Raw genomic sequence first — 26,498 nt, 5'->3', positions numbered from 1 at the left:
CCCTTTTACTAATTACCAAGCACCTTGGCAGGATCTACGCGCGTTGCTTGCCATGCAGGATAAATAGTGGCAAGTATCGCAAGCACAAACGTAACAATCACTGTAATACCAATGTCTTCGAGTACTAATTTACTTGGTAAAAACTCTATAAAATAAACGCCCTCAAGTGGATTGGCTCCAAATAATTGGCTTATCCACGTAAAAAGCTCACTTATATTAAGCGCTAATACCACGCCAATTAGTGTTCCTAGTGCCACGCCTACAAAAGCTTGCATTAAGCCTTGCATTACAAAGGTGGCTAAAATAGTACTGTCTTTCGCGCCCATGGTTTTTAAAATCGCGATATTGCCTTGTTTTTCGCGTACTTCCATCACCAAGGACGATACAATATTAAAACTGGCTACCGCTATAATTAAAAACACCACAATATAAACAATGGTACGTACCATTTGAATATCTTGATAAAGGCTGCCTTGGGTTCTAAACCAACTGGAAACATACACGTAGTCGTCAATAGTTTGGCCCACTTTTAGCGCTATTTGGTGCGCCGAAAACACATCATCAACACTTAACCGCAGCCCTGTTACTTGAGTTTCATCGTAACCCAATGTTTGCTGCGCTTTATTAAGATGTATAAACGCAGCTGTACTATCAATGGGGCCGCCCATTTCTATAACACCTGCAAGGTTAAGTGTTACGCGTTTAGGCGCTAATAATGACTGACCTTTTTGGCCTATTTGCGGAATAAGTAACGTAATGTTGTCGCCTACTTTTGCATCTAACTGTTTTACTATTTGCTTACCTAAAATTACATCGTCAAGGCCTAACTGACTCACTAATTTACCACTGGTAAACTGGTTTACCGCCGATACATTACTCTCGAGCGATGGCTCAACACCTCGAATTTCTATCGCTTTTAGCTGGCTTTTATATTGCGCCATCCCATTCACTGCAATAAATGGCGCAGCCCCTGTTACATGCGGTTGTGTTTGTAAATCCTCAACTTTTTGCGACCAATTCGCGATGGGTCTACTTGGTGCTACATATTCAACCTGCGGCACAACACTTAGCAATCTATGTACTAGTTGCTGCTCAAAACCATTAATTACCGACAGCGCCACAATTAAAACCGCGACACCTAATAAAATACCAATAGTCGACGCTTTAGCGATAAAACTAACAAAGCCGTTTTTTTCATCTTTGTGGCCTGAATAGGCTCTAAAACGTTTACTTAAAAATGCACTAAGCAACATGCTGCGACTCTTTAATAGCTAGTTTTCCATCGTCTAAATAAGCTATTTTGCCTAGCTTATCGGCAAGTTCTAAATCGTGTGTAACTACCACAAAACTCGTGTTTAAGCTTTGGTTAAGCTCATTTATTAAATCGTAAATTTTAATCGCATTTTGTTTATCTAAATTACCGGTTGGTTCATCAGCAAGCACAAGCGCCGGTTTTGTAACCAGTGCGCGGGCAATAGCCACGCGTTGGCGCTCTCCACCAGAAAGCGCAGACGGTTTATGCGAGCTGCGATGTGCAAGGCCTACTTTTTCGAGCATATCGAGCGCTTGAGCTTTGGCTTCTTTTGCACTCAAGCCTTTAATTAATAATGGCATAGCCACGTTTTCAACTGCGCTAAACTCCATTAATAAGTGATGAAATTGATAGATGAAGCCCAAATTTTGGTTTCTAAATGCGGCTTGCTCTGTTCGCGAAAGTTTTGCAACTTCTTGGTTTTTAATTTTAGCGCTACCTGAGCTTGCGGTATCTAATGTGCCAAGTATGTGTAAAAGCGTACTTTTACCAGAGCCAGAACTCCCCACAATAGCGAGCATTTCACCTTGCTGAAGCGCTAAATCAACGCCTTTTAATACTTCAACTTGGTTGCTGCCATCTTGATAAACCTTACTTAAATTTTCACAACTAATTACTAAATCATTCATAACGTAATACCTCTGCTGGTTTTACTTTTGCGGCTTTACGCGCAGGATATAAGGTAGCTAAAAAGCTCATAGCAATACTGGCAAACGCTATTATTACTAAACTCAAAATATCAAATTTTACCGGAAGCTCTATACCCGCCAGTAAGTTTAAGCCCACTAATGCAAGTAGCTCATTTATATATAAACTAAATATTACACCTAAAAATGCGCCTATTGCGGTACCAATTACACCGTTATATAAGCCTTGCACCATAAACACTTTTTGCACTTGCGAAGGTGTTAAACCTAACGTTTGTAGTATGGCTACTTCACCTTGTTTTTCGCTTACCATCATGGTTAATGCCGATACAATATTAAATACAGCCACCAATACAATGAGGGCAAGCAACATAGACATAATGCGCTTTTCCATAGCAACGGCTGCAAATAGAGTACCTTGGGTACTGCGCCAATCACTATAATTATGATCTTGTAAAATACGCTGGCTTGCTTCAATAAATTCATCTAGTTCGAAAGGTTCGTGCAATGAAACACTTAAATTTGGGGCAGTGTTTTTATCCAGCTTTAACACCCGTTGTAGTGAAGCGCCACTCGTAAACGCAAGTGCCATATCTATCTCAGATCCGGTTTCGTATATTGCGGCAACTTTAAATAAACGCTGGCTGGGTACTCGCCCAAGTGGTGTATACGTTGAAGCATTAGGCATAATAACGCGAAGCTTATCACCCACGCTAACGCCTAATTTACGACTCAAATAACGGCTTATAGCAATGTTGTAATTTTTGTTTAATACAGTTTTCCAATCGCCTTGCACTATTTTATCGGTAATTCTATACAAAGAACCACTATCGTTATAAAGGCCTTGTAATAAAACGCCGTGCAAGTCTTTATTCGTTTGCAAAATAGCTTCGCCGTGGCGATATAAGCTTACATGATCAACATAAGGAGATTGTTCGAGGTCGGTTTTTAGGGTGTTCATTTGGGTGGCAGTGTGTTTACCTGCGCTAACTTCAACATGCGGAATAAGTCCAAGCATATTGGTTTTCAGGCTATTTTCAAACCCGTTCATTACACTGCTTACCGTAAATAATGCCATTAAACCAATAGCGATACCGGCAATAGAAAAAAACGAAATAAACGATATAAACGCATTTCCTTTAGAGGAGCGACTATATCTAAGCCCTATAAATAAGCTAACCGGTTGAAACATATTATTTTTAACACTTATCGTAAAAGTATTGAGCAATAGTAGCACGAAAAAAGTGCCTTTGGGTATGGCGTAAAATGTAAGAAATAATTTAAAAATCTGATACTTGGCTATATTTACAGCAATATGTATTTAACCATTAACTCGCGGTTAAGCTTTAAGCCCGTTGACTAAATAATCGAGCAATACCCGTACATTAGTAGCCACAAACTGCCTTGGTGGATATACGCCCCATACCCCTTCTTGCTGTGGTTGATAGGGTGTTAAAATAGGCACCAATTGCCCGGAGTTAATTTCGTTTTCAATGTAATAGTCTGGGAGCTGTACAATACCGAGCCCCTTTTTTGCGCCATCCACCAGCGCCCAACCACTATTACACTGTAGCCGCCCCGCTATTTTAATGTGTTTATCGCGCCCATTTTCGTTTACGCGCCAGTAGCTACTATTCCCAATTAAACATTCATGGCTGTTTAGCTCGCCTAAAGTATGCGGCTCACCAAATCGCGTTAAATACTGTGGTGCCGCGCACATAATAAAACGCCGCGCACTTAACCTACGCGCTTTTAAGCTCGAATCTTTTAAATGTCCTAGCCTTATGGCTAAATCAAATCCGCCCTCTAATAAGTTTTCTTGCTCGTTACTTAGTGTGGCAACAACTTCGACCTCGGGATGATCCTTCATAAAATTATGGACTATGGGCATAATGAACGTTTCCCCATACATAACAGGGGCTGTGAGCTTAATTTTACCCTTTGGTGTAGTTTGGTGCGTGGCAAGACCTTGAGTTGCCTCGTCCATAGCGTGTTGTAAGTGCTTTATTTGATGTAAGTACACTTCGCCTTCTTTGGTTAAAACCACTTTACGGGTTGTACGGGTTAAAAGCTGGGTATTTAAACGTTGCTCAAGCGCTGTAACATGGCGGCTAATATGCGCAACCGAAAGTCCAAGAGTTTTTGCAGCCGCAGTAAAGCTGCCCTCCTCCCCAACAGCTATAAACTCATCTATTCCATTCCAACGCGCCATTATTACCATACTGTAAAAGTGTTTTAATAAAATTGAGATTATCATTATTTGAGAAACAAATACAATAAGCACATCACCCAAGCAAATTGGGTCTACAATTATTTTTTAATAGCCAGTTAAAGGAAATAAAACACATGTCTGAATTTATTAAATCAAAAGCTGCCATTGCTTGGGGTCCTAATCAACCACTTAGTGTTGAAGAAGTTGATGTGATGATGCCTAAAAAAGGCGAAGTCATGGTAAAAATTACCGCTACAGGTGTGTGTCATACCGATGCATTTACATTATCGGGCCAAGATCCTGAAGGCATATTTCCTGCTATTTTAGGTCACGAAGGCGCTGGTGTTGTCTATGCTGTTGGCGAAGGCGTAACGAGTGTTGAAGTTGGGGATCATGTTATTCCTTTATACACTGCAGAATGTGGCGTATGTAAAATGTGTACTTCAGGTAAAACTAACCTGTGTTCAGCCGTGCGCGAAACACAAGGTAAAGGCCTAATGCCAGACGGCACTACACGCTTTTTTAAAGATGGCCAACCAATTTATCACTACATGGGTACATCAACATTCTCTGAGTACACTGTATTGCCAGAAATTTCACTCGCTAAGGTAAACAAAGAAGCATCACTAGAAGAGATTTGCTTACTAGGCTGTGGTGTAACAACGGGCATGGGCGCAGTTACCAACACAGCTAAAGTAAAGCCTGGCGACACGGTTGCTATATTTGGCTTAGGCGGTATTGGTTTGTCTGCGATTATTGGCGCAAAGATGGCTGGTGCGGGTCGTATTATTGGTGTTGATATAAACACCACTAAATTCGATTTAGCTACAAAACTAGGTGCAACTGATTTAATTAATCCAAAAGATTTCGACAAGCCAATTCAAGAGGTTATTGTTGAAATGACAGACGGCGGCGTTGACTACTCGTTTGAATGTATCGGTAATGTTGACGTTATGCGCTCAGCACTTGAGTGTTGCCATAAAGGTTGGGGAGAATCGGTAATTATTGGTGTGGCGGGTGCAGGCCAAGAAATATCAACCCGTCCGTTTCAACTGGTAACTGGGCGTGTATGGCGTGGTAGCGCATTTGGTGGTGTTAAGGGCCGTTCACAACTTCCTGAAATTGTTGAGCGTTACATGGCGGGTGAATTTGCTCTTAGCGACTTTATTACTCATACAATGGGCCTTGAAGATATTAATGAAGCGTTTGACTTAATGCACGAAGGCAAAAGTATTCGTACAGTCATTCATTACTAATAAACTGCATTCGTAAAATAGCTTATTAATAAGCCGTAATACTTTTAAGTTTACGGCTTTTAAGGATTAAGTATGTTAGAAAATATCTCAAGTGTAAAAGTGTCTGGCGGTTGGCATAAACAATATACTCACAGCTCGCAAAGTACACATAGCACTATGCGCTTTGCCGTATTTTTACCACCTGGCGCAAGTGAGACAAACAAAGTACCGGTACTTTATTGGCTATCAGGTTTAACCTGTACAGACGAAAATTTTATGCAAAAAGCCGGCGCATTTAAAAAAGCAGCTGAGCTGGGTATTGCTATTGTAGCGCCTGACACTAGCCCGCGCGGCGAAAACGTCCCCAATGAAGACAGCTACGACTTTGCACAAGGCGCAGGCTTTTACGTAAATGCCACGCAAGCTCCTTACAACACTCATTTTAATATGTACGATTATGTTGTTAGTGAATTACCAGCACTTATTGAACAACATTTTCCGATTACAAGCACAAAAGCAATTAGTGGTCACTCTATGGGCGGGCACGGTGCATTAATGGTTGCACTTAAAAACCCGACTTCGTTTGTAAGTGCCTCGGCTTTTAGCCCTATTGTAAATCCGATTGAATGCCCTTGGGGTGTAAAAGCATTTACTGGTTATTTAGGAAATGACAAAGCGCTTTGGGCACAATATGATAGCTGCGAGTTGATGAAAAACGCAGAGCAAGCTCATTACTTACCCATGTTAGTGAGTCAAGGTGATGCTGATGGCTTTTTACAAGAGCAACTTAAGCCAGAAAACTTAGTCGCTATTGCTGATAAAAAAGGCTACCCACTTACACTTGAAATGCAAGCAGGCTACGATCATAGCTACTTTTTTATAAGCAGCTTTATTGACCAACACTTATTATTTCATCATCAGTTTTTAACTGCATAGGCTCATTAGTGTGTAGGGATGACTTTTCTAACTCTACACACTCTTTCAATACTTTACTCACTTGCCTGCATACTTGTACCGTATTGTTATTGCCCTTACCTTTAATAAATTCAACTATAGCCATATCGGCTTCAACACCGAGTTTAGTAAAGCTAAAGCCCTCTTTATCTTTTACAACAGGCCCCACATTTACTGGGCCAGGTTGAGAGCGCGCTGCCCCATCTAAAATTATACCCGCAGCAGCGCAACCAATTAATACATTTGAAAATAGAATAATCAAAAAAGTACGCATTATTAACCCCACCAATATAATTACCTAAATTATATACAACTTTAAAAATAGCATTGTAAATAAATGTAAGCCTTAGTGCTTAAATTCACGTATGAACTCTTTAATAAAACCAATTAATTGCAATATAAATATAATTAAAAAAGGAAGCGCTCCAATAATAGCAACGCTTCTGTTTAATGGTTCATTGTTTTGTACTAACAAAACAAAAGCGCATAAACCTAGTGCAAACGACCAAGCATACAAGCTCCATGTTTGAACTTCACTTGCACCACTTAATTGGCGAATAACCAAAACAGCAGAGTCTGCTGATGTGGCTACAAAAATGAGTAGAAGCAATAAACTTGACCAAATTAATAGACCGCCTTGCCAGCCTAATTGCTCGAAAAATACAAACAGCCCTTGCGTATAATCGACTTTAATAGCATCTAAAATGCCTGCATTGTGAGTTTGATCCCACGCAATTGCAGAGCCCGAAAACACACTAAACCATATAATAGTCACAAAGGTTGGTACAAATACGACACCTAAAATGTATTGCCAAACCGGCCGTCCTTGGCTAATTTTTGCCAAAAACACACCAACAAACGGGCCCCAAGCTAACCACCAAAAATAGTAATTGTATGTCCAACCTGTTGCCCATGCTGGGTCATTAAGTACGCTTTCAAACTGCCATGTACCTGTGGTTATGAGCTGAATGTAATCCCATGTACCGCCTATTGCTATATCTATAATTGGCTGTATAGGCACAAAAATTAATAGCCATGCTATAAGTGCAAATGCTAAAAACACATTAAATTTACTAAGAGTTTGAATTCCTTTTTTAAGCCCCAACTTTGCAGAAGTAGTATAAAGCAGCGCAATTAAAAAAATTATAATAAACCCCGAAAATAAAGCAGACTCAACCCCTAGCTCAAGCTCGAGCCCTTTACGCAGTAATAAAGTTGAATTAGCAATTGTGCCCACAACACCAAAAAATATTGCAAGTATGGCAATTAATTTAATGCTAAAGCTCAACTGTAACTGCCAAGCCCGATTAATAACGCCTTTAGTTGCACTGATCACAGGAGCACTAATATCGCCCGCTGTACCACTATTGCGAGTAAGCCCACCTAATACCAAGCCAAATACTGCATAGAGCGCCCATGCATGCGCGCCCCAATTAACTAGTGTAAGTGCCAAACCACTTGTTTTGTGGTTGGGATACAAGCTTTGCTTTAAAGGCGAGTTAACTGTGTGTAGTGCAGGCTCTGCTACTCCCCAAAATATAAGTCCTGAGCCCATTCCTGCTGCAAACAACATAGAAAGCCAACCAAAGGTACTAAACTCAACAAGTGCTTGCGTTCCTCCTATTTTTCGTTGCCCTAATGGGCTTATAGCAATAGCTATCACAGAAAAAAGTAACAAGTTTACCAATATAAAAAATGGCGACCCTAAATAACCTAAAATTTTATTAATAGCGGGTTGTAAGTGCTCTGTGAGTAATTCAGGAAATAAAAAAGCAATAACAGATAACCCAACGCAAAATAGTAAGGCTGTTTTTTCAAGCTTAGTGGGTGTGCTTAATGTTTTATTTAAAGGCAAGAGATTCACATAGGTGTCTTTTAGTCTGGATAAAAGAATACGGGGCTTTAAAACTCAGATCAAATTAACTATTGCGTAAAATAGTAATAAAAACATGTAAAAGTTTCCTCAATAATTCTTGTTAAATATAGATATTAACAATAAACCATTGATTACTAGTAATTTATTCCATGGCTTGCTGTTTGCTTATTATTAACAAAGTTAACCAGCACAGGCTCAATAATGGAAATTGATTTACAGTGGAATGAAATCATTGATAACTTAATACACTTAGGTATTGCATACCTACTTGCACTACCCATGGCATACGACAGAGAGCGTAGTAATGATGGCGCAGGCCTTCGTACCTTTCCTCTTGTTGCTGTTGCATCGTGTGGATATGCATTAATTGCTATGTCGGTTTTAGATGGCGCAGAAGCTCAATCAAAAATGTTGCAAGGCATCATTACTGGTATTGGTTTTATTGGCGGTGGCGCAATTTTGAAAAATAACAAATCAACCTCCGGCACAGCAACCGCAGCCAGTATTTGGAATATGGGCTTAATTGGTATAGCTGTAGCCTACAGCCGTTACGAAATAGCCATTTTACTTGCCATTATTAATTTTATAACGCTTAGGTATGTAAAAAAGTTTAAGTAACAGTTTTTTTAATAAGTATTGCAGCAAAATTCCAATGCATTATTTGAATAGCCAAAACTTATTAATGCAATAACTCCCCATAATTTATATGTGGGGAGTTACAATTTTTATAAAAAGCTTTCACCGCTTTGCTTAAGTGTAATTGTTTGTGCTTGAGCGCTTTTTATTAATAATCCACAACGCAAATCATTTTTCGAAATAACAATTTTATCAATTGTATTAGTGTCATAGTCAACGACTTTGTTTTCGCATCTAAGTTGCACTTTGCTCAGTGGTAATTCTGATTCTAATTTAACTTCAGACTTCGACATCATAGGCATTACAGCTTGTTCTGAAGCTAAACTAAATTGTTGCTTAATATCTCCCGAGTTTTTATAAATATCGTTCACTTGAGTTAACAACTGTTCCCTGTTTTGCTCTGTAAAGGTTATGGATTCAATATTGCCTAGTGCATCTATTGCATCATAAGCACGTACATAATCTTGTTTTGATATAAACCACTGTAAAGCGTTTTTAATCACACGTTTTTGAATTTGATCTGGTAGATTATCTCTAAATAAAAACGCTTCGTAGATATGCTGATCAAAGCTCTTCCAATCTTGCACAAAATAACTGTGCTGGCTTTTAAGCCATGCAAGCAAAACAATCTCAACCGTATTTTTTGTATGTTCATTTTCTAATTCATCGATACGGCTTTTAGCTTCATCGTATTTCTTTTCGTCGATTAATTTACTAGCTTGCTCATAATCATTAAAAAAGCCGCGAGACGCTTTATCGTTTGAAAAATTAATATGCAAATTTTGCGAACTTACAGTAATGGTTTTTGCTACAGGTATAGTCTCACCATTTAATTTTGCACTTTTGTAGTTGAGCTTAGACACGTAATCCATTACTTCTCTTTGGTACTTTTTTTGCCCAACCGTAGCTACAATTTCTATATCACTAACCTGCCCGCTTTTATCAACCACGTAACTGCTCAAATTAATCCCCTCTAACCTCGAAGCGCGCGAAGAAGTATTAGTGAGCTGATCGTAGTTTTTATTAATCACTTCTGCAGGAACAAAGTCATCTGCAAAAACAGAGAGTTGAGTAAAAGTACAAGTTAAAGAAAGCGCTAATATGAGTTTTTTCATCAGTTTTATCCATCCTAGATAGTGTTTATATAATAGAAACAAACGATCAACATAAAAGCAAGTGTAAATACAAAAAATTAGTTCATTTAATGAGCTTCACTTAGAAAAAACTTAATAGATAAATATATTTGAGGCATTAAAAAAGGCGCTTAAAAAGCGCCTTGCTAACAAGTATGTGTGCTTAAAACATATCTTGATAATAGTTTGTTGTGCTAAACGTAATTGCTTTTTCAAAGCCAGGCAACTGAATACTTTGCTCGTCTATTACAATATCGTTGTCATCAATAAGTCCGTCGCCAAAGCGATAAATAAGCTCATACTGGCCTAAATCAGCTTGAGTTTGATATGTTTGTTGCGCGGCTTTAACTGCCACGTTTTTCTGTATGTAACTACTCATAACTTCATTGCCATGGCGCTTAGCGAGCATTTGTATTGTTACTTTTGGTGAAAGTAAGGTTGCTGTTGCATTATTACCGCCAAAGCCTTTTGAATTTATAAAAGCAATATCCATTTCACTGCATTCGTAATGGCTATTACGAATATCAAGATGATCGGTGTAAACATCATCAGCCACTTTATCAATTGTGGTAATACCCGGCATAATATTATGGCTAAATACACCTAGAGCTATCGCTAATTGGTCGCCACTTGCAGGAGCTATAGTATGACCAACATAGGCTTTTGGCGCTGTCACTTTCCAATTATCAATAGCGAACGTTTGTGCCACTTTGTGATATATCAGCGACTCTGTTACGCGGTTTAGTGGTGTACTTGAGCCATGCGCTAAAATAAAGCTACGTTCTTGCAAAGCTTCTTTGCCTAAAAGGCTCGTTGCTAAAGCAGCCGATTTAGCCATGGTAATATAGTTACCAGGGCCAGGTGACGTGATTGATTTTTTTATGCCATCTGCATTTACAAATACATCTGGTACGCAGCCCATAATGTCAGCGCCTAGTTCAAGGGCTAAGGCATCGTCCATTAAAATAGCAACTTGTGCGCCTTCACCTAATGTAAAGCCGCAGTTGTCGCCAAATGGTCGGCTACTTTTGCGATAATCTGGTTCTTCATCACTTGATAAGTTATCTAAACGGCGCAAACCTTCGACATTTGCAAGTGCGCTCATGTTACCAAAGCCTTCAATCACTTCTGGTGTAATAGCACACTCAACACTTGCGACAACCGCAACGCGTGTACGCCCTGCCTGTATGTCGTTAACCGCTGCACGTAAGTTGTATAAAAACGTAGCACAGGCCCCCGAGGTCGAAAACGTAGTCCCTACATTGCCCGTAACATACGCGTTAATAAAGTCGGTCGACATTGTATTTAAACCCAGTGCTAACTGCTTAGTACTAACACGGTCGCCTTGTTGGCGCGCCTTTACTAAACCGCCTAGGCCTTTGTCGTCCATTTGGCCAATTACCGATGCTGAATAGGTACCAATTTTATCTGGCTCTACGCTATTCATAATATGCTGCCAATCAAGCCCTGTTGATTTAATAGCATCGGTAGCTGCAAAAATAGTAGCTTGCAAACCACGAGGCTGATAGCGGCTGTTATACATAACAGACGGATCAAACCCAGTCGGGAATTGCCCTGCAGATTTAATCGGGTTATCACGTGTTGAGTCATGCTTAACATCTAAGTCGGCTGCAATAGTTACTTTTACTTTTTTGCCTTCAAGTTCTTCAACTTGCCAGCTAGCTGGAACAGGTGTAGGTAAGTCGCGAGCGCGCGTTTCAAACACAATTGCGTTATCGCTTGATGCGTTTAGCGTCATTTTTTGCTGCCACGGTGTGGCATCGGCATCAAAGTGTTCTTTTTCAATTTTACGAATAAGCGTACCAGCAATAATTTGCTCACCAAAACGTGCTTCTATGTCGCTTTGCTCAACATTATTACCTTGTGTATCTTGTAATTGGCCGTTTACAACACTTACTAGATTCATCAGTGTGGCGAGGCCTAAAAATGTTTCACTGCGATCTTGAGCATTTAAACTATCTAACACGATACGGCGATAACCTTGATGAAAAGAAGTACGGCCAGCGGCGTTAATGCCACCCATGCCTACTATAACGGGTAATGCTGTCATAATTTACCTTTTAGAAACGTGTTATAAGGAGAGGAGGCAGTTTAAATGGATTATGCACCACACATTGTGCTTTAATAGCCAAATATTCAGCACAAAAGGCCAAAATGTACTGGTCGGAGCATTTATATGACTGAAAAAAACACTAATCCACCATTAAACATTGCTATAGCGGTTTATCCGCATTTATTAGTGACTAGTTTAACGCTGCCTATTGAGATGCTAAGAGCCGGCGAAGCCTTTGCTAGAGGCCATATTGATAAGCAAAGTTTTAGACCGCTTGCTATAAATTTAGTGGCTAAAAATGCTGAATTTATACCCACTCGCGCAGGCCTTGCGATAATTCCTGATTGCATAACAACTAACGCCCCCTACAGCGATTTAATTATAGTGCCCGGAATTTGGCGAAACCCGCGCCCTGTAGTGCGTACAAATCAAGACGTAGTTGATTGGCTAAGCGAAAGCTTTAGCGCAGGCAGCCATATAATTGGTGTAGGCACTGGCAACTGCTTAGTAGCTGAGGCTGGCTTACTTGATGGGCACCCTGCTACCACCCATTGGCACTACGCCAATCAATTTAGCCACGACTACCCGTTAGTGCGTTTAAAACCCGACTTTTTTATAACTCAGTCAGAGCGCATGTATACGGTAGCCAGTCTTAATGCCCTTGCAGATGTGATCGTACATATTATTAGTCAGTACTATGGAAAAGCCGCCGCTCAACATGTAGAGCGTAATTTTTCGCACGAAATACGCAAACCCTACGAAGATCAACGCTATCTCGAGGGTGCAGTTGACCGTCACCCCGACGAGCTAATTGCACAAATTCAATTTTGGCTAAAAACCAATTTAGCTACCGAGTTAAACCTGCAAGAAGTCGCTGCCCAATTTAGCTTGAGCTACCGTACTTTTACCCGCCGTTTTAGAGCGGCAACGAACCAAAGCCCTATTGAGTATTGGCAACAATTACGCGTAGAAGGTGCGAAGGAGTTATTAGCATCATCAAATTTATCAATTCAAGAAGTGGCTTTAGAAGTGGGATATAACGACCAAGGTCATTTAACACGCGTGTTTAAAAAAGTATTAAGCCAAACACCCAGTGGCTACAGAAAAGTAGTTAGGAGAAAGTTATTTGGCTAATTATAGTACTTGTTCGAGTAGTACTAATTTCAATAGCACTAAAAAACGCCACTTTTAGTGGCGTTCTGTGTCGTTAAATTCCTTTCGATAATAGCGCTTTTGATAGTTTTTTACTTTAGTGTGTACACCTTTACTTAAGCTTTTAAATTTAGCCTCAAGTACGTCTACACCATATAAAATACCCACCACCAGCACCGAGAGTTTTATTGCAGCGCCAAGGTTTTCGGTCGCTATCATAACGCCTATTGATGCAAGCACCCAAATGGTTGCAGCAGAGGTTACGCCAACTACCGCACCATCTTTAGCAAGCATAACGCCTGCCCCTAAAAAGCCAATACCTGTAATTATTTGCCCAACCACACGAGAGTGATCTATTACATCCCCTTGTAAATTAAACGCAGTGGATAAAAACAAATATGTACCCAAGGTTATTAACGCTGATGTACGAATACCTACAGGTTTACCGCGCAACTGGCGCTCTATACCAATAATGGCACCGCAAAAAGCCGCAGTACCAATAGCTGCCCACGAATACGGGGCTACATCAATTAAATCTAAAAAAGTCACTGTTAACCTTATATTTTATTAGCTATAGCCACCGCCGTTCTTAAACGTTGGCTACCAAACGCTGACATTTTACTAAAATCACTTCGTGCAATAGGTACATACTGGCAATCTATTGCGAGCTGTTTATCGTTACCGGGCTCACAAAACGGATCGTGAACATACACGCAATGCTCATCAAGGTGCGTAACACACACCCAATGTGGTGATTTTTTACCATCAAAACTATATGTGCTAATTAATAACAGCACACTAAAGCCTTTACTTAACCACTGCTCAATATGCTCAAGCTCTACATCTTTATGTGTAAGCGGTATATTTGCTTGTGCAATACCATCTACAAATTGTTGATGCACGGTGGCAAGTACCACTTTTTTGTTTTCGTTGCGTACGCCATCTAAAAACAAAGGCTCGGTGGTATTAACCATTACCTCGCTTTTAAAACCACGCTTATTAGCGGCAAGTGCCAAACCAAACGGGTGGCAACCACCATGACCCGATGTCATAAAAATGGTGGTACCTTCACGCCAAAGTGCCAGCTCATGTGATTGGCTAAGCTCAGTAGCTGGCTCAAGTGCCCCCATTGCCATTAGTAGCGCAGCAGGTCCGCACGTAAACTCAGTTGTTTGCTGATACCACGGCGTTAAACGCGCCACTTTTAACTCACTTGTTTGTCGAATGTTTTTTTGCATTCGTAGTGCGTCACTGTGGTCGTCGTAATAATCGCTATATTGACCAAACACTCTGTAGCCTAAGCTTTTATAAAGCCCAATCGCACCTTCGTTATTTACAGCCACTTCTAAACGAAGGTAAATACGAGCCCGCTCACACGTTTCTTTTTCTAGACTAGTAAGCAGTGCTTTTGCAATGCCTTTACCTTGCATAGTTGGTAAAACAGCAAGCGAATATAAACGCGCTAAGCGAGTCCCTTTATGGCACCATACTAGCCCATAGCCGCATATTTGCTCGCCACTTTCTGCAACGAGTAAAATACCGTGTTTTGCACTTAGCCAGCGCTTTAAACTGCGCGGGCTCAATTTATCGTTATTAAAGCAGGCGTTTTCAACGTCAATCAGTGCGTTTAAATCACTGCTAAGCGCCTTTCGAATAACAAGGTTGCTCATGTTATTACCCACGGCCTCGTGCTTCTAAGCGTTGTTTAAACTCATCCATAATGATCATGTATAGCTCATCGCCTAAATAGCCGTCTTCTACTTTGTGATCAATACTTGGGTTATCGTTTACTTCAAGCACGTATGCTTTGCCTTGATGCTCTTTAACATCTACGCCATATAAACCCCTACCCACTGTTTTACATGCTTTTAATGCTGCATCTAATACCGCTTTTGGTAACTCAAAGGTTGGCAAGGTTTCAAAGCCACCAGAGAAAAACCGTTTAGCGTCGTGGTTATAAATTTGCCAATGGTTACGCGCCATTAAATAGCGGCATGCATAAATTGCACGGCCATTTAACACACCCACTCGCCAATCGTATTCGGTATACATGTACTCTTGTGCAAGCACTAATGCGCTATATTCAAACAGCTCTGTAAGCTTAGCGGCAAGCTCATCACGGTTTGAAACTTTAAACACACCTTTTGAAAAGGACCCTTCAGGCATTTTTAAAACAAGCGGATACGTAAACGCTTCTTCTAATTGCTCAAGCGTTTCATTTGCTTGATCAGCCACTACAACCGTTTTTAAACTTGGCACTTTTTGGTAATTAAACGCATCGTGTAAATACACTTTATTACAACAACGTAAAATAGACTCAGCATCGTCAATAACCACTAAACCAAGGCTTTGCGCTTTGCTTGCAAGGCGATACGTTGGATGGTCAATCGCTGTAGTTTGGCGAATAAATAACGCATCAAACTGGGCAATGTTATCAATTTCGTCAAAGCTTAATGCTTGTGCATTAATACCGTGTTTAGCCGCTGCTTTAATAAAACGTGCAATGGCGTCTTTATCACTCGGTGGTACTTTTTCGTTATGATCAACAAGTATTGCCATGTCCCATCTAAAACGACGTTGTACCGAACTAATACGCCACTGCGTTTTAGTAAAGTTATCTAGCTTGGCTACAAATTCGCTGTACTGTTGCTCGTTTAAAGACGACATCGAGCCTTGTTGTAATAAGCCTTGCTCATCAACAAATAAAATAGGCGTTGGGTATTGTTTAAATACCGACTTTGCCGCTTTTGATTGTAAATCGTTTTGGGCATTACCAAAGTAAAGTGTGCCGTCTATTTGGCCCACATTTAACATAGGAGCTTGGCCACTACGAAGTGCATTAATGGTTTTTACACTGGGTAAAACTTGGTGCTTGCGCGCCTCAGCAAGTAACGAGCAATAGTAACCTTTGCTCAAGTATTGGCTTGAGTCGCACAGATTAATAATGCGTGTTTTTGGTTCGTTATGTTTTGGGTAATCACGTAAGTAGGTATTAAACGTAATTACATTTTCGAACGATTGAGCAAGCGTTTGCTCGTTGTTATCAACCACAATTAAGGTTTTAAACACGACTTTTCCTAGTTAAGTCAAAATATAAAAAGCATGCTTAGTAAAATACTAAGCATTATAAATAGAAACACCCATCGTACTAAGTGGGCATTGCGCGAATCACTTAATATGATGGGTGCTTTAACAGGTACCTACTGTACGAGTTAGCGCTTAAATTGCTTAAGCGACATGTGCTTTATATGCCCTTTTTTAAAAACGCACAAACGAGATATTTTTAGCGTGAAGATGAAAAATATTGATTAACTATATTTTCCACCTAATGCAGATTAAAATACGCAAAACAACACCTTACGAGAGTTAAAAATGTCGCTACCAGCTTGCCCTAAATGCCAATGTGAATACGTTTACGAAGACCAACAACTGCTTGTTTGCCCCGAGTGCGCCCATGAGTGGAACCCAAATAATACAAACGATGAAGCCGCTATTTTAGTTAAAGATGCCAACGGCACTAGGCTAAGTGATGGCGACAAAGTGACAGTAGCCAAAGATTTAAAAATTAAAGGCAGCTCGCAAGTAATTAAAATTGGCACCAAAGCGGTAGTTAGAAGAGTGCTTGATAAAAAAGATCACGAACTCGATTGTAAAGTAGAAGGCATTGGCGAAATGATGGTAACAGCAAAGTTTGTGAAAAAGGCTAACTAAGTTAAATGCTTAACAATACTGATTATAGGCTAAAACTATTTTATCTAACCTCCTAAAGTAACAAGGAGGTGTGGACTAAAACGGGGAAAAACATTGTCTTTATTTAACAGCTTGTAATACCCGCTTTATTTAGGACCTTTATTCTTGTTAATATTCTTAGCTAAACTTTTGACTTGAGCTGCTTTATTGGCATAAAGATCAGTTAATATAACATCGAGAATATCATAGGCATTAAAGACGTCATCAATACTCAAAGGTTTACTTGCATGACTCCCTGCATTTCCAAGCCACTTTATGGCTAATAATAAATCTTTTAAATGCAAGTATTTTGTTTTTAAACTCTCAATTCTCTGATGTAATTTTATAGTAGAACGCTTACCATTTTTTTGAGAAAACCTTTTTATTTTAAGATTATTTAATAATAATTCCACAGCCACACGGATATGATTAGATGCTGAATCAGGGTTAACTAGAATTAAGGAAAATGATTTATTGATACTATTTTTTACATCTTCAGGGCACTTGATGGGTACATCAAAAAAATTTAAGTTCGGTTGAAAATAAGTCGGTTTAAAGTATTCGTTGTATTCTTGAATTTGATTACCATTATTATCCACTCCGATATCAAAATCCATACTGCCAACACCAGTACACGCTACGACTTCATTACATTGATTATTTGAGCATTCAAGCAAACAAGAAAATACTAACTCAATATACTCTAGCTCCCACATTGGATGATCATGACCAGCTCGAGACTTCGAAGATTCTTTTGAGAAAAAAGAATCTTTACTGATCTCTAAAACCCCTTTTTTACAAGTAGGGCATTGCCACTGATAAGGGTGAGATTTTACAAAAGGATATTTGAATATTGCTCTATCTTTCATTGAACGCCTTAAGTTATAACATCTTACTGAACACCATTTTGGTGGTTTATAACCCCCAAATGGCGTACATTACTTAGCTCAATAATTCCACCAAATAACTTCAATGTAAACAAATAATTACCCATGTAATAAAATGGGCTCTATGGGTTTGCACCAAGACGACTTTTAATAATGTTATGAGACAAAATTACCTTTGTCGGGTGACGCTTCGCTTATCCATCCGACAATTAATTTATGAATATAAATAAGCGATTATTACGTTGGTATGGCTCTGCCTGCAAATGCCTCTCTTAAAAAACCAAAGCTTTATAAGATCTCTACCACCACGTATTCGTGGGCTTTACCTGCAATTGTTAACGTAATTTCATCATCAATTTGTTTATTTAATAGCTGCTTACCCATTGGTGCGCCGGGTGTTACAACGGCAATCGCGTGCTCTTTAACATTTACTGTTAACCCACCAGCTGCGGGGCCTAAATAAAACCATTTTTGCGCTGCATTATCATCTTCTAAACACACCAGCGAACCGATAGCTATTTTGTCGGTTGGTTTTTCGTTAAAGGCAGGCTCAAACAATTCTATGCTTTTATAGCAATCGTTTACGCGCTGAGCTTGGCCTTGTGCTAAATAAGCAGCTTCGAGCCCTAGGGTATCGTATTTATTTTCGGCTATGTTTTCTTCATGTGTGGCAGTATCGTGCGCGGTTTTTGCCGCTACTTTTGCTGTTGTAAGCTGCGCTTCTAGTGCAAAACGAAGGTGTTCGATAACGTGGGTTTTATTCATGGGGATTAGTACAATACTGGCAGTAAAAATAAGGCAATTAGTTTAACATTTTTGCGAGGCTTAAAACCATTGTTTTAAACCCCGCAAATTTGATGGGAATATTAGCGGGGCTTAAATTAGCATTAAACAAGCAAATAGCGGTTGGTTGCTGCAGCTCTTTGCTTGTGTTTTATTAAAAACCTTATGGCATATCTAATAATGTTTGCGTGTGGGCATCTACTTTAACTTCGTAGTTTTTAGCGCTTAAGCCCAATAGCTCTGGCAAGGTTGCCGCTATACAAATAGACGAGAACGTACCCACTACAATGCCGGTAAATAATGCAATAGCAAAGCCTTGCAGTGGTGCGCCTGCAAGTAACCAAACGCTGGCAACCGTTGCAAGTGTGGTACCCGACGTTATTAAGGTACGTGTTAGTGTACTTTTAATCGCATTATTAATAATAGTCGCTGGGCTAAGTACATTGTTTGATTGAACACGTAAAAGCTCACGTACTCTATCCCCTACTATTATTGAGTCGTTAAGTGAGTAACCAATAATAGCCAGTAAACTTGCCAGTACGGTTAGGTTAAACTCAATTTGTAATAGTGAAAATAATCCAAGTACGAGTATTAAATCGTGCACTAGCGCTACCACAGAGCCGAGAGCTAAGCGCCATTCAAAACGCACTGCAAGGTAAATCATTACTGCAATCATTGCAGCAAACATTGCTAAACAGCCTTGATCAAATAACTCATCGCCCACTTGTGAACCAATATAAGCTGACGATAATACCTGTGCGTTTATATCATCGTTTTGTGTAACAGCGCTTTGCCAGTTAAGGCTATTAGCTGTTGTTGATATAGTTGATGCACTTGGCGCCTCTCTTAATTGGAAATGACTATTACCTTGCGCGGTTAGCTCAAACTCACCGTTGTGATTTTTAGCAATAAGCGATTGAAGCTCTTTTAGATCAACACTTTGGCTGGTTGTAAACTCAGTTAAATAACCGCCGGTAAAATCTAGGCCAAAATTTAGACCTTTTTGCGCAAGCGTAACTACTGATAGCAGCACTAACATGGCGCTTAAAAGCATGCCCATAAAGCGTAAACGAGTGCCCGCCTCACCTTTCAAAAAAGTGTTAAGCATGTGCTTTTACTCCTGCTTTTTTACCCATTTTTAAATACAACGTTTGGCTTAATATTTTTGATACGTACACACCTGTAAATACAGACGTTAAAAGCCCCAGTGCGAGTGTAATGGCAAAACCTTTAACGGGCCCATAGCCTATGCCGTATAAGATAAGTGCGGTGATCATGGTGGTTATATTAGCATCAAATATTGTATTTGCGGCTTGTTTATAACCCTCTTGAATAGCTTGATATGGTGCACGTCCTTGGCGACGTTCTTCTTTAATGCGTTCAAAAATTATTACGTTAGTGTCTACCGCCATACCTATGGTTAATACCAAACCTGCAATACCCGGAAGCGTTAATACAACCCCTGGTAATAATGACATTAAGCCCACAAGCGACGTTAAATTTAATATAAGTGCCACGTTTGCAATAAGGCCTAAACGGCGATACCAAAGCGCCATAAATGCAAGGGTAATACCCATGCCTAACATAAGCGCGGCTAATCCATTACTAATGTTTTCTTGGCCGAGGCTTGGCCCTATTGTTTGTTCGTGCACAATTGTAACGGGCGCGGTAAGCGAGCCTGCACGTAATAGCAATGCCAGATCGGCTGCAGCTTGTTGGCTTTTCATGTTGGTAATACTAAAACGCGAACTTAAATGCTGAGCAATATTGGCAACATTAATAACTTCGCTTTTTTTAACGACTTCGCCTTTAGCGTTTTGAGAATACTCAGAGTAAACCGTCGCCATTGGCTTACCAATATTGGCTTTTGAAAACGCCGACATTGCATCCCCACCTTGGCCGTCTAGGCTTAGTTGTACCAGTGGTTTACCCCAATCGTCGCGGCCTATGTTTGCATTATTAATATGATCGCCAGTAAAAATTGGCACAGGATCGAGCTTTATCGTTCCGCCCGATTGCATATTAAATGTTTGCCCGCCTATTTCTTTTAATTGATAAAAACCAAGTGATGCGGTTGCACCAATAATACGCTTCGCTTCGGTTGGATCTTGCACGCCTGGTAGCTCTATACGAATGCGGTACTTACCTTGTTGCTGTGTTACTGCTTCGGTAATGCCTAACTCTTCAATACGCGAACGAAGGGTTGTAAGTGTTTGCCCCATAACTTCTTTATCAAAGCTCCTGCGGCCTTGCTCTGAATAGCTAAATTTAGCAGTTTTAACGCTGCCATTATTGCTTGTTATAACGGCTAAATTAGCAAATCGGCTTTGTAGCTCTTTAATAACGGGGGTTAACTTGTCGGTTGCATTAGGCAATGCGTTTATTTCAAACCCGTGCTGAGTTTGCTGCGCTTTTACGCCATGTGCTTTTTGCTTAATTATGATTGATTTAGCTTGTTGATACGCACTGACTAATTGCTCATCAACGGCTTTATCTAAATCTACGTCTAGTACAAATAGCACACCGCCATTTAAATCAAGGCCCAGCTTTATTGGTGATAAACCAAAATCTTGTAACCATGTAGGGCTGGTTGCATGCTCAACAATTTTAACTTGCGTGTTTGGGTATTGCGCTTTTATAGCCGCTTGCGCCTGAGCGCTTTTAGTTGGCTCGTTTAAAAGTACATTAATAGTTGATTGCTTATCTAAGCCCTGCTCAACCTCAAGTCCTTGGTTATTTAAAAAAGTAACTAGGGTTTTAGTGCTTGGTAAAGATTGTGTTTCGCTGTGCGGGGCTGCACTGATATGCAACCACGATTTATTTGGATATAGGTTTGGTAATGCGCTAATAGCTAATAAAACCAATACTATTAGCATGGCTATATAGCTTAATTTAAATTTAGCCGTAGACGGCTTTTTATCTTTTTTAAAACTTAACATGTTTAATCCTTACTGCCAGCAAAGCTAGCAACGTACTTTTTAAAAGCACAACTAATCTGCAGGCTAAAACTTTAAAAGTTAAAACCTAATAAAATTAAATAAGGAAAATTAAGCGTGGTAGGTAGTTACAGCTCTGTAGAGTAAGTTTACGTCTTTCCAGCCACTCAAGCGCGACTTTTTACTATTAGTTACAAGCGTATACCAAGGCTGTATAGGATTAACGGCTCTTGGTCGTAAGAATATATGCCTAACAAGATTTTGAGCAAAAAATTCAAAAACCACATCGTATTCTGGCTCACTTTGAACAGTGTGCAAAAACAATGATGAATTATTGGCAGTTAACCTTGGTTGGTGCGCGTCAAAATCGGTTTGATGCGTTTTTTTATGTTGCGAAGTATCTACAGACTTACTAATAGGCTGTATTTTAGTTAAATCGCCAATATCAGTAAGCGAAATCTGCATATTAATATTGATATTTAAATTTTGTGAGGCGCCCATAGCATTGCTCTGCACACTAAAAAGTGCAGCAAGTAGCAAAAAGGCAGTTAAAAACACTCTAAATTTAAACATTCACGTTTTAAAACTAAAATAAGGGATGCGTAGTATATAAGGGCAAGCATTTAAAATACAATGCTTATTAATTAAGTATTTAGTTTTAACAGAGATCACTAATGCGCTCCAAACAAAGCAGTGAAAAACGACCAGACGCCATGAATTTACGCCAAAGTGTAAAAACACTGTGGCCCTACCTTACAAAATTTAAAGGCCGTGTTTTTATTGCACTTATGGCGCTTATAGGCGCAAAAGGTGCCACGCTTTTAATGCCTTGGGCGCTTAAAGAAATAATAGACTCTGTAGATAAGTCGATTAACCCACTGTTAGTTATTCCTGCTTTATTGTTATTGATGTACGGTGCGCTTCGTTTTGCTAGCGTATTTTTAGGTGAAATAAGAGATGCTGTATTTTCTCGCGTAACCGAGCACGCCATGCGCGATATTGGTTTAAAGGTATTTAAGCATTTGCATTCACTTGAGCTGGCTTTTCATTTAGATAGGCAAACCGGTGGCATTAGCCGCGATATAGAACGCGGTACTAGCGGGTTAAGTTTTTTAATGCGTTTTTTAATGTTTAACATTGTACCTACTTTGTTTGAAATACTGACCGTAGCGATTATTTTTGGCACGTTGTTTTCTGTTTGGTTTGCGCTTATTACATTATTGGCAGTCGCTATTTATATTACCTTTACTGTGGTGGTTACTCAGTGGAGAAACCGCTTTATTCGCGAAGCAAACGCTGCCGACAATCAAAGTAATACCCGCGCTATAGACAGCCTACTTAATTATGAAACTGTAAAGTATTTTAATAATGAGCAGTTTGAAGCTAAAACGTATGACACCTTTTTAGCAAACTGGGAAAAAGCCCGTTTAAAAAATAGAATGTCGTTGCTCGCTCTTAACTCAGGCCAAGCACTTATTATTGCTTGTGCTATTACCGCTTTAATGTGGTTGGGCTCAACCGAGGTAGTTGCAGGTACACTCTCTATTGGTGAACTTGTGATGATTAACGCGTATATGATTCAGCTATTTTTACCACTTAACTTTTTAGGTTTTGTGTACCGCGAAATAAGACGCGCCCTAACCGACCTTGAAAACATGCTTGGGCTACTTAACAAAAAACCACAAATAACCGATGCACTTAATGCTAAAGAGCTCAATATTAGCCAAGGTGAAATAACATTTAATAATGTAAATTTTAGTTACGATACCCATCGCCCTATTCTTAATAACCTTAGCTTTAGCGTTAAAGCAGGCAGCAAAGTAGCCATTGTTGGTGCCAGTGGTGCTGGTAAAAGCTCATTAGCACGACTGCTTTATCGTTTTTATGATGTAAGCGCTGGTGAAATTAGTATTGATAATCAAGCTATAAACTCAGTAACACTTAATAGTTTACGAAAAGCCATTGCAATAGTCCCGCAAGATACTGTGCTGTTTAACACCACGATTCGTGAAAATATCGCTTACGGTAGACCATCAGCAAGTGATGCAGAAATTGATGAAGCCATTGCTATGGCGCATTTAAAAGACTTTATAGCAACACTTGATAAAGGCGATAAAACGCTGGTTGGCGAGCGCGGTTTAAAAGTATCCGGCGGCGAAAAACAGCGTATTGCTATTGCGCGCGCCATTTTGAAAAAATCCCCTATTTTAATTTTTGATGAAGCAACATCTGCACTCGATTCTCATTCTGAGCAAGCAATACTCGCAGCAATGCGTGAAGTTGCCAGTAACCATACGAGTATTGTTATTGCTCATCGGTTATCCACTATTACCGATGCAGACACCATTATTGTGCTCAAAGCCGGACAAATTATTGAACAAGGTAAGCACGATGAGTTACTTACATTCGCCGGAGAATATGCCCGTATGTGGGAGCTTCAGCATAAAAAATAAATAGTGTGTAACCCCTCTTAGCTCGGATACTTTCAAGTATTCGAGCTAAATAAAGCTTTTATAGCACCTATTAGCCTTTTTCTTTTCCTCTATATTAGTTTTATCGAGCACTGTGGTGATTCACCTCAAAAGGTTTGTTTGTATGATTAATATCAATAACAATCGATAAGTTAAATATTCGTAACAATAAAAATGATTCACTGCTGCTTTAATTCAATCAGTGATACTCAGGAGTAAGTAATGAAAAAGAGTTTAATTGCCGCAGCATTAGCTGCCACATTTATTACCGGTTGTTCAGAGCCGCAAACAACAAAAACAGACGAGCAACAACCTAAAGTAGCTACTGCAGCAGTAACAGAAAAAGCAGAGTTAGGTAGTTTTGGTGTTGACCTAACAGCACGTAACGAAGCCGTTAAACCAGGCGATGATTTTTTTATGTATGCCAGTGGCACGTGGTATGACAACTACGTAATGCCTGCAGATAAAACCCGCTACGGTGCATTTTCAGGATTAGCTGAGCGCAGTGAAGACGATGTTAAAGCTATTATTGAAGAAATAGCCGCACGTAAAGATTTAAACGCAGAAGAAAGACTCGTTGCTGATTTTTACAATGCCTATATGGATACCGAAACACTTAATAAACTAGGTGTAGCGCCTATCAAGCCATTGTTAAGTGAAATTAATGATATAGCGTCAACTGACGATTTAGCTGAAATGTTTGGTAAGTCTTGGTTAACCGGTAATAAAGCCCCTTTGGGTGGCGGCATGTGGTTTAACCGCTTAGACCCTAATAAATATGAAATGTCACTAGGTGCTGGTGGTCTAGGCTTACCAGATCGCTCTTACTACCTTGAAGACGCTGAGCGCTTTGTAAAAACGCGTGCAGCTTATGTTGCTCACATTGCTGACATGCTTGAGTTTACAGGAGTCGAAAATACCGCTGAGCGCGCTCAAGCAATTGTTGATCTTGAAACCAAAATTGCACAAGGTCACTGGCCACGTGAAAAGCGCCGTAATCGCGATTTAACCCTAAACCAAGTTGAACGTGCTGATTTAAGCACTGCTTATCCTGGCTTTAACTGGGATTTATACTTTGCGCAAACAGGTTATAAAGTACCTCAGTTAAATGTGTCTCAGCCTGAGCCAATAAAAGCGATGATTGAGCTAATCAATCAAGAAGATATTGCAGTATGGAAAGACTACCTAACGTATCACGCTATTAGCGGTAACGCAGGTTTATTATCAGAAGACGTATTTAATACTAACTTTGCTTTTTTTGGTAAAGAACTAAACGGACAGCAAGAACCTCGCCCTCGTTGGAAACGTGCAATAAGTGAAATGTCAGGCACAAGTTCGCTTGGTTTTGCTATTGGTAAAATATACGTAGCACGTTACTTCCCTGAATCATCAAAACAACAAATGTCAGAGCTGGTTGAAAACCTACGCACAGCCCTCGGTGAACGTATTGATAATCTAGAGTGGATGGGCGATGCAACTAAAGTAAATGCGCGCGCTAAACTGGCTGCATTTGTACCAAAAATTGGTTATCCCGATGTATGGCAGTCTTATGATGGTTTAAGTATTACTAAAAACGATTTAATCGGTAATGTGAAAAACATGCGTGAGTTTTTCCACGCAGAAAGTGTTGAAAAAGAGCTACAAAAAACAGATCGTAACCGCTGGGGCATGACGCCACAACGCGTAAACGCTTACTACAATAGCTCGTTTAATGAAATTGTATTTCCGGCTGCGATACTACAACCGCCATTTTTCGATCCAAATGCCGATCCGGCTGTAAACTATGGCGGTATTGGCGCTGTAATTGGTCACGAAATGGGTCATGGATTTGACGATCAAGGTTCAAAATCAGACGAAAACGGTGTGCAACGTAATTGGTGGACTGATGCTGACCGCGCTGCATTTGACAAAAAAGCCGATCAACTGGCTGCGCAGTACAGTAAATACGAGCCAATCGAAGGTAATTTTGTTAATGGTCGAAATAGCCTTGGCGAAAATATTGGTGATGTGGGTGGTTTGTCGATGGCTTATCACGCTTACAAGCTAAGTTTAAATGGTAAAGAAGCGCCTGTTATTGACGGCGTGACTGGCGATCAACGTTTCTTCCTTGCGTGGGCACAAGTATGGAAAGAAAAACGTACTGAGCAAAGCATGCTTAACCAACTGCGTGGTGGCACACATGCCCCAGGTCGCTTTAGAGCACAAGCGCCGCGTAACCACGATGCATGGTACAAAGCGTTTGATGTAAAACCAGGCGATGAGTTATACCTTCCTGAAGATGAACGTGTACGTATTTGGTAAGTAATGTAATACTTACTTTTTATTACTTAGTAAGGCAACCTGTTATACAGGTTGCCTTTTTTATTGAGTTAAATTTACAATAATAGATATAATTCCAACGTCTAAATCCCTCGATAATCCCCTCACTAAAATGCACTTTAGATGGACTTTAAACGCTACA

At 39.9% G+C, this 26,498-nt stretch carries 23 protein-coding genes; 7 read left to right on the top strand and 16 right to left on the bottom strand.

Annotated features, from left to right (window positions below):
• Window positions 1–8: 8 nt before the first annotated feature.
• The 4 genes from CXF76_RS14670 to CXF76_RS14655 form a co-directional block, all read right to left on the bottom strand.
• The gene (locus CXF76_RS14670; RefSeq protein ID WP_008134012.1) at window positions 9–1,253 is read right to left on the bottom strand and encodes a lipoprotein-releasing ABC transporter permease subunit; all 1,245 of its coding nucleotides are present in this window, start codon (window positions 1,251–1,253) and stop codon (window positions 9–11) included.
• Window positions 1,243–1,941, bottom strand: a complete 699-nt coding sequence (gene lolD, locus CXF76_RS14665; RefSeq protein WP_007375330.1) for a lipoprotein-releasing ABC transporter ATP-binding protein LolD — start codon at window positions 1,939–1,941, stop codon at window positions 1,243–1,245. Before lolD ends, CXF76_RS14670 begins: the two co-directional genes overlap by 11 nt.
• Window positions 1,934–3,151: a lipoprotein-releasing ABC transporter permease subunit gene (locus tag CXF76_RS14660; protein ID WP_024590127.1), complete on the bottom strand. Its 1,218-nt coding sequence runs from the start codon at window positions 3,149–3,151 to the stop codon at window positions 1,934–1,936. The genes lolD and CXF76_RS14660 overlap by 8 nt, the downstream gene beginning before the upstream one ends.
• 147 nt (window positions 3,152–3,298) lie before the next feature.
• The gene (locus CXF76_RS14655) at window positions 3,299–4,171 is read right to left on the bottom strand and encodes a LysR family transcriptional regulator (RefSeq protein ID WP_197192344.1); all 873 of its coding nucleotides are present in this window, start codon (window positions 4,169–4,171) and stop codon (window positions 3,299–3,301) included.
• A 134-nt stretch (window positions 4,172–4,305) separates the two neighbouring features.
• Here CXF76_RS14655 and CXF76_RS14650 point away from each other — a divergent pair, with 134 nt between their 5' ends.
• The gene (locus CXF76_RS14650; protein ID WP_007375333.1) at window positions 4,306–5,427 is read left to right on the top strand and encodes an S-(hydroxymethyl)glutathione dehydrogenase/class III alcohol dehydrogenase; all 1,122 of its coding nucleotides are present in this window, start codon (window positions 4,306–4,308) and stop codon (window positions 5,425–5,427) included.
• A gap of 72 nt (window positions 5,428–5,499) precedes the next feature.
• Window positions 5,500–6,342: an S-formylglutathione hydrolase gene (gene fghA / locus CXF76_RS14645; protein WP_101164039.1), complete on the top strand. Its 843-nt coding sequence runs from the start codon at window positions 5,500–5,502 to the stop codon at window positions 6,340–6,342.
• Here fghA and CXF76_RS14640 read toward each other — a convergent pair.
• A complete protein-coding gene (locus CXF76_RS14640; RefSeq protein ID WP_101164038.1) occupies window positions 6,296–6,634 on the bottom strand; it encodes a hypothetical protein in 339 nt (112 codons plus the stop codon). The genes fghA and CXF76_RS14640 overlap by 47 nt on opposite strands.
• Before the next feature lie 72 nt (window positions 6,635–6,706).
• Window positions 6,707–8,224 carry a BCCT family transporter gene (locus tag CXF76_RS14635; RefSeq protein WP_232785129.1) on the bottom strand — a complete coding sequence of 506 codons (1,518 nt, stop codon included), beginning with the start codon at window positions 8,222–8,224 and terminating at the stop codon, window positions 6,707–6,709.
• 213 nt (window positions 8,225–8,437) lie between these two features.
• On the opposite strand from CXF76_RS14635, the gene CXF76_RS14630 reads away from it, so the two are divergent.
• A complete protein-coding gene (locus tag CXF76_RS14630) occupies window positions 8,438–8,854 on the top strand; it encodes an MgtC/SapB family protein (protein WP_024590122.1) in 417 nt (138 codons plus the stop codon).
• Between the two features lie 107 nt (window positions 8,855–8,961).
• Here the strand turns inward: CXF76_RS14630 and CXF76_RS14625 are convergent, their stop codons facing one another.
• Entirely contained in the window at window positions 8,962–9,987 is a 1,026-nt protein-coding gene (locus tag CXF76_RS14625) for an energy transducer TonB (protein ID WP_101164037.1), read from the bottom strand.
• Between the two features lie 181 nt (window positions 9,988–10,168).
• Window positions 10,169–12,076, bottom strand: coding sequence for a beta-ketoacyl synthase (locus CXF76_RS14620; RefSeq protein ID WP_101164036.1), 1,908 nt, complete (start codon window positions 12,074–12,076; stop codon window positions 10,169–10,171).
• 126 nt (window positions 12,077–12,202) lie between these two features.
• On the opposite strand from CXF76_RS14620, the gene CXF76_RS14615 reads away from it, so the two are divergent.
• Window positions 12,203–13,213, top strand: a complete 1,011-nt coding sequence (locus CXF76_RS14615) for a GlxA family transcriptional regulator (RefSeq protein ID WP_101164035.1) — start codon at window positions 12,203–12,205, stop codon at window positions 13,211–13,213.
• A 54-nt stretch (window positions 13,214–13,267) separates the two neighbouring features.
• On the opposite strand, the gene CXF76_RS14610 is transcribed toward CXF76_RS14615, so the two are convergent.
• Genes CXF76_RS14610 through CXF76_RS14600 form a run of 3 tightly spaced genes read right to left on the bottom strand, consistent with a single transcriptional unit; the run spans window position 13,268 to window position 16,300 of the window.
• Window positions 13,268–13,780: an MgtC/SapB family protein gene (locus CXF76_RS14610; protein ID WP_007582656.1), complete on the bottom strand. Its 513-nt coding sequence runs from the start codon at window positions 13,778–13,780 to the stop codon at window positions 13,268–13,270.
• An 8-nt stretch (window positions 13,781–13,788) separates the two neighbouring features.
• Window positions 13,789–14,901: a GNAT family N-acetyltransferase/peptidase C39 family protein gene (locus CXF76_RS14605; RefSeq protein WP_101164056.1), complete on the bottom strand. Its 1,113-nt coding sequence runs from the start codon at window positions 14,899–14,901 to the stop codon at window positions 13,789–13,791.
• Window positions 14,902–14,905: 4 nt separating this feature from the next.
• Window positions 14,906–16,300, bottom strand: a complete 1,395-nt coding sequence (locus CXF76_RS14600; protein WP_101164034.1) for a RimK family protein — start codon at window positions 16,298–16,300, stop codon at window positions 14,906–14,908.
• Window positions 16,301–16,603: 303 nt separating this feature from the next.
• Here CXF76_RS14600 and CXF76_RS14595 point away from each other — a divergent pair, with 303 nt between their 5' ends.
• Complete coding sequence (locus CXF76_RS14595) at window positions 16,604–16,942, top strand: zinc ribbon domain-containing protein YjdM (protein WP_101164033.1); 339 nt, start codon at window positions 16,604–16,606, stop codon at window positions 16,940–16,942.
• 125 nt (window positions 16,943–17,067) lie between these two features.
• On the opposite strand, the gene CXF76_RS14590 is transcribed toward CXF76_RS14595, so the two are convergent.
• From CXF76_RS14590 to CXF76_RS14570, 5 genes are all read right to left on the bottom strand, one after another.
• A complete protein-coding gene (locus CXF76_RS14590) occupies window positions 17,068–17,829 on the bottom strand; it encodes a DUF4145 domain-containing protein (protein ID WP_101164032.1) in 762 nt (253 codons plus the stop codon).
• Window positions 17,830–18,135: 306 nt separating this feature from the next.
• Window positions 18,136–18,612, bottom strand: a complete 477-nt coding sequence (locus tag CXF76_RS14585) for a GreA/GreB family elongation factor (RefSeq protein ID WP_101164031.1) — start codon at window positions 18,610–18,612, stop codon at window positions 18,136–18,138.
• 181 nt (window positions 18,613–18,793) lie between these two features.
• On the bottom strand, window positions 18,794–19,738 hold the full coding sequence (gene secF, locus CXF76_RS14580) for a protein translocase subunit SecF (protein ID WP_101164030.1): 945 nt from the start codon (window positions 19,736–19,738) through the stop codon (window positions 18,794–18,796).
• Window positions 19,731–21,569: a protein translocase subunit SecD gene (gene secD / locus CXF76_RS14575; protein WP_101164029.1), complete on the bottom strand. Its 1,839-nt coding sequence runs from the start codon at window positions 21,567–21,569 to the stop codon at window positions 19,731–19,733. The genes secF and secD overlap by 8 nt, the downstream gene beginning before the upstream one ends.
• Window positions 21,570–21,677: 108 nt before the next feature.
• A complete protein-coding gene (locus CXF76_RS14570) occupies window positions 21,678–22,139 on the bottom strand; it encodes a hypothetical protein (protein ID WP_101164028.1) in 462 nt (153 codons plus the stop codon).
• A gap of 101 nt (window positions 22,140–22,240) precedes the next feature.
• On the opposite strand from CXF76_RS14570, the gene CXF76_RS14565 reads away from it, so the two are divergent.
• Both CXF76_RS14565 and CXF76_RS14560 read left to right on the top strand, forming a co-directional pair.
• Entirely contained in the window at window positions 22,241–24,019 is a 1,779-nt protein-coding gene (locus CXF76_RS14565) for an ABCB family ABC transporter ATP-binding protein/permease (protein ID WP_101164027.1), read from the top strand.
• A 240-nt stretch (window positions 24,020–24,259) separates the two neighbouring features.
• On the top strand, window positions 24,260–26,338 hold the full coding sequence (locus CXF76_RS14560; RefSeq protein WP_101164026.1) for a M13 family metallopeptidase: 2,079 nt from the start codon (window positions 24,260–24,262) through the stop codon (window positions 26,336–26,338).
• The last annotated feature ends 160 nt before the right edge of the window (window positions 26,339–26,498 follow it).

Origin of the sequence: Pseudoalteromonas sp. 78C3 (genome assembly GCF_002836695.1) — a bacterium.
Lineage (GTDB): Bacteria > Pseudomonadota > Gammaproteobacteria > Enterobacterales > Alteromonadaceae > Pseudoalteromonas > Pseudoalteromonas arctica.
Note: the sequence above shows the minus strand (reverse complement) of the source record. Positions and strands in the feature narration are given on the sequence as shown.

Coding starts and splice junctions, on each gene's coding strand:
- CXF76_RS14670 (WP_008134012.1), bottom strand. CDS start 1,253: ATGTTGCTTAGTGCATTTTTAAGTAAACGTTTTAGAGCCTATTCAGGC.
- lolD (WP_007375330.1), bottom strand. CDS start 1,941: ATGAATGATTTAGTAATTAGTTGTGAAAATTTAAGTAAGGTTTATCAA.
- CXF76_RS14660 (WP_024590127.1), bottom strand. CDS start 3,151: ATGTTTCAACCGGTTAGCTTATTTATAGGGCTTAGATATAGTCGCTCC.
- CXF76_RS14655 (WP_197192344.1), bottom strand. CDS start 4,171: ATGGCGCGTTGGAATGGAATAGATGAGTTTATAGCTGTTGGGGAGGAG.
- CXF76_RS14650 (WP_007375333.1), top strand. CDS start 4,306: ATGTCTGAATTTATTAAATCAAAAGCTGCCATTGCTTGGGGTCCTAAT.
- fghA (WP_101164039.1), top strand. CDS start 5,500: ATGTTAGAAAATATCTCAAGTGTAAAAGTGTCTGGCGGTTGGCATAAA.
- CXF76_RS14640 (WP_101164038.1), bottom strand. CDS start 6,634: ATGCGTACTTTTTTGATTATTCTATTTTCAAATGTATTAATTGGTTGC.
- CXF76_RS14630 (WP_024590122.1), top strand. CDS start 8,438: ATGGAAATTGATTTACAGTGGAATGAAATCATTGATAACTTAATACAC.
- CXF76_RS14625 (WP_101164037.1), bottom strand. CDS start 9,987: ATGAAAAAACTCATATTAGCGCTTTCTTTAACTTGTACTTTTACTCAA.
- CXF76_RS14620 (WP_101164036.1), bottom strand. CDS start 12,076: ATGACAGCATTACCCGTTATAGTAGGCATGGGTGGCATTAACGCCGCT.
- CXF76_RS14615 (WP_101164035.1), top strand. CDS start 12,203: ATGACTGAAAAAAACACTAATCCACCATTAAACATTGCTATAGCGGTT.
- CXF76_RS14605 (WP_101164056.1), bottom strand. CDS start 14,901: ATGAGCAACCTTGTTATTCGAAAGGCGCTTAGCAGTGATTTAAACGCA.
- CXF76_RS14595 (WP_101164033.1), top strand. CDS start 16,604: ATGTCGCTACCAGCTTGCCCTAAATGCCAATGTGAATACGTTTACGAA.
- CXF76_RS14590 (WP_101164032.1), bottom strand. CDS start 17,829: ATGAAAGATAGAGCAATATTCAAATATCCTTTTGTAAAATCTCACCCT.
- CXF76_RS14585 (WP_101164031.1), bottom strand. CDS start 18,612: ATGAATAAAACCCACGTTATCGAACACCTTCGTTTTGCACTAGAAGCG.
- secF (WP_101164030.1), bottom strand. CDS start 19,738: ATGCTTAACACTTTTTTGAAAGGTGAGGCGGGCACTCGTTTACGCTTT.
- secD (WP_101164029.1), bottom strand. CDS start 21,569: ATGTTAAGTTTTAAAAAAGATAAAAAGCCGTCTACGGCTAAATTTAAA.
- CXF76_RS14570 (WP_101164028.1), bottom strand. CDS start 22,139: ATGTTTAAATTTAGAGTGTTTTTAACTGCCTTTTTGCTACTTGCTGCA.
- CXF76_RS14565 (WP_101164027.1), top strand. CDS start 22,241: ATGCGCTCCAAACAAAGCAGTGAAAAACGACCAGACGCCATGAATTTA.
- CXF76_RS14560 (WP_101164026.1), top strand. CDS start 24,260: ATGAAAAAGAGTTTAATTGCCGCAGCATTAGCTGCCACATTTATTACC.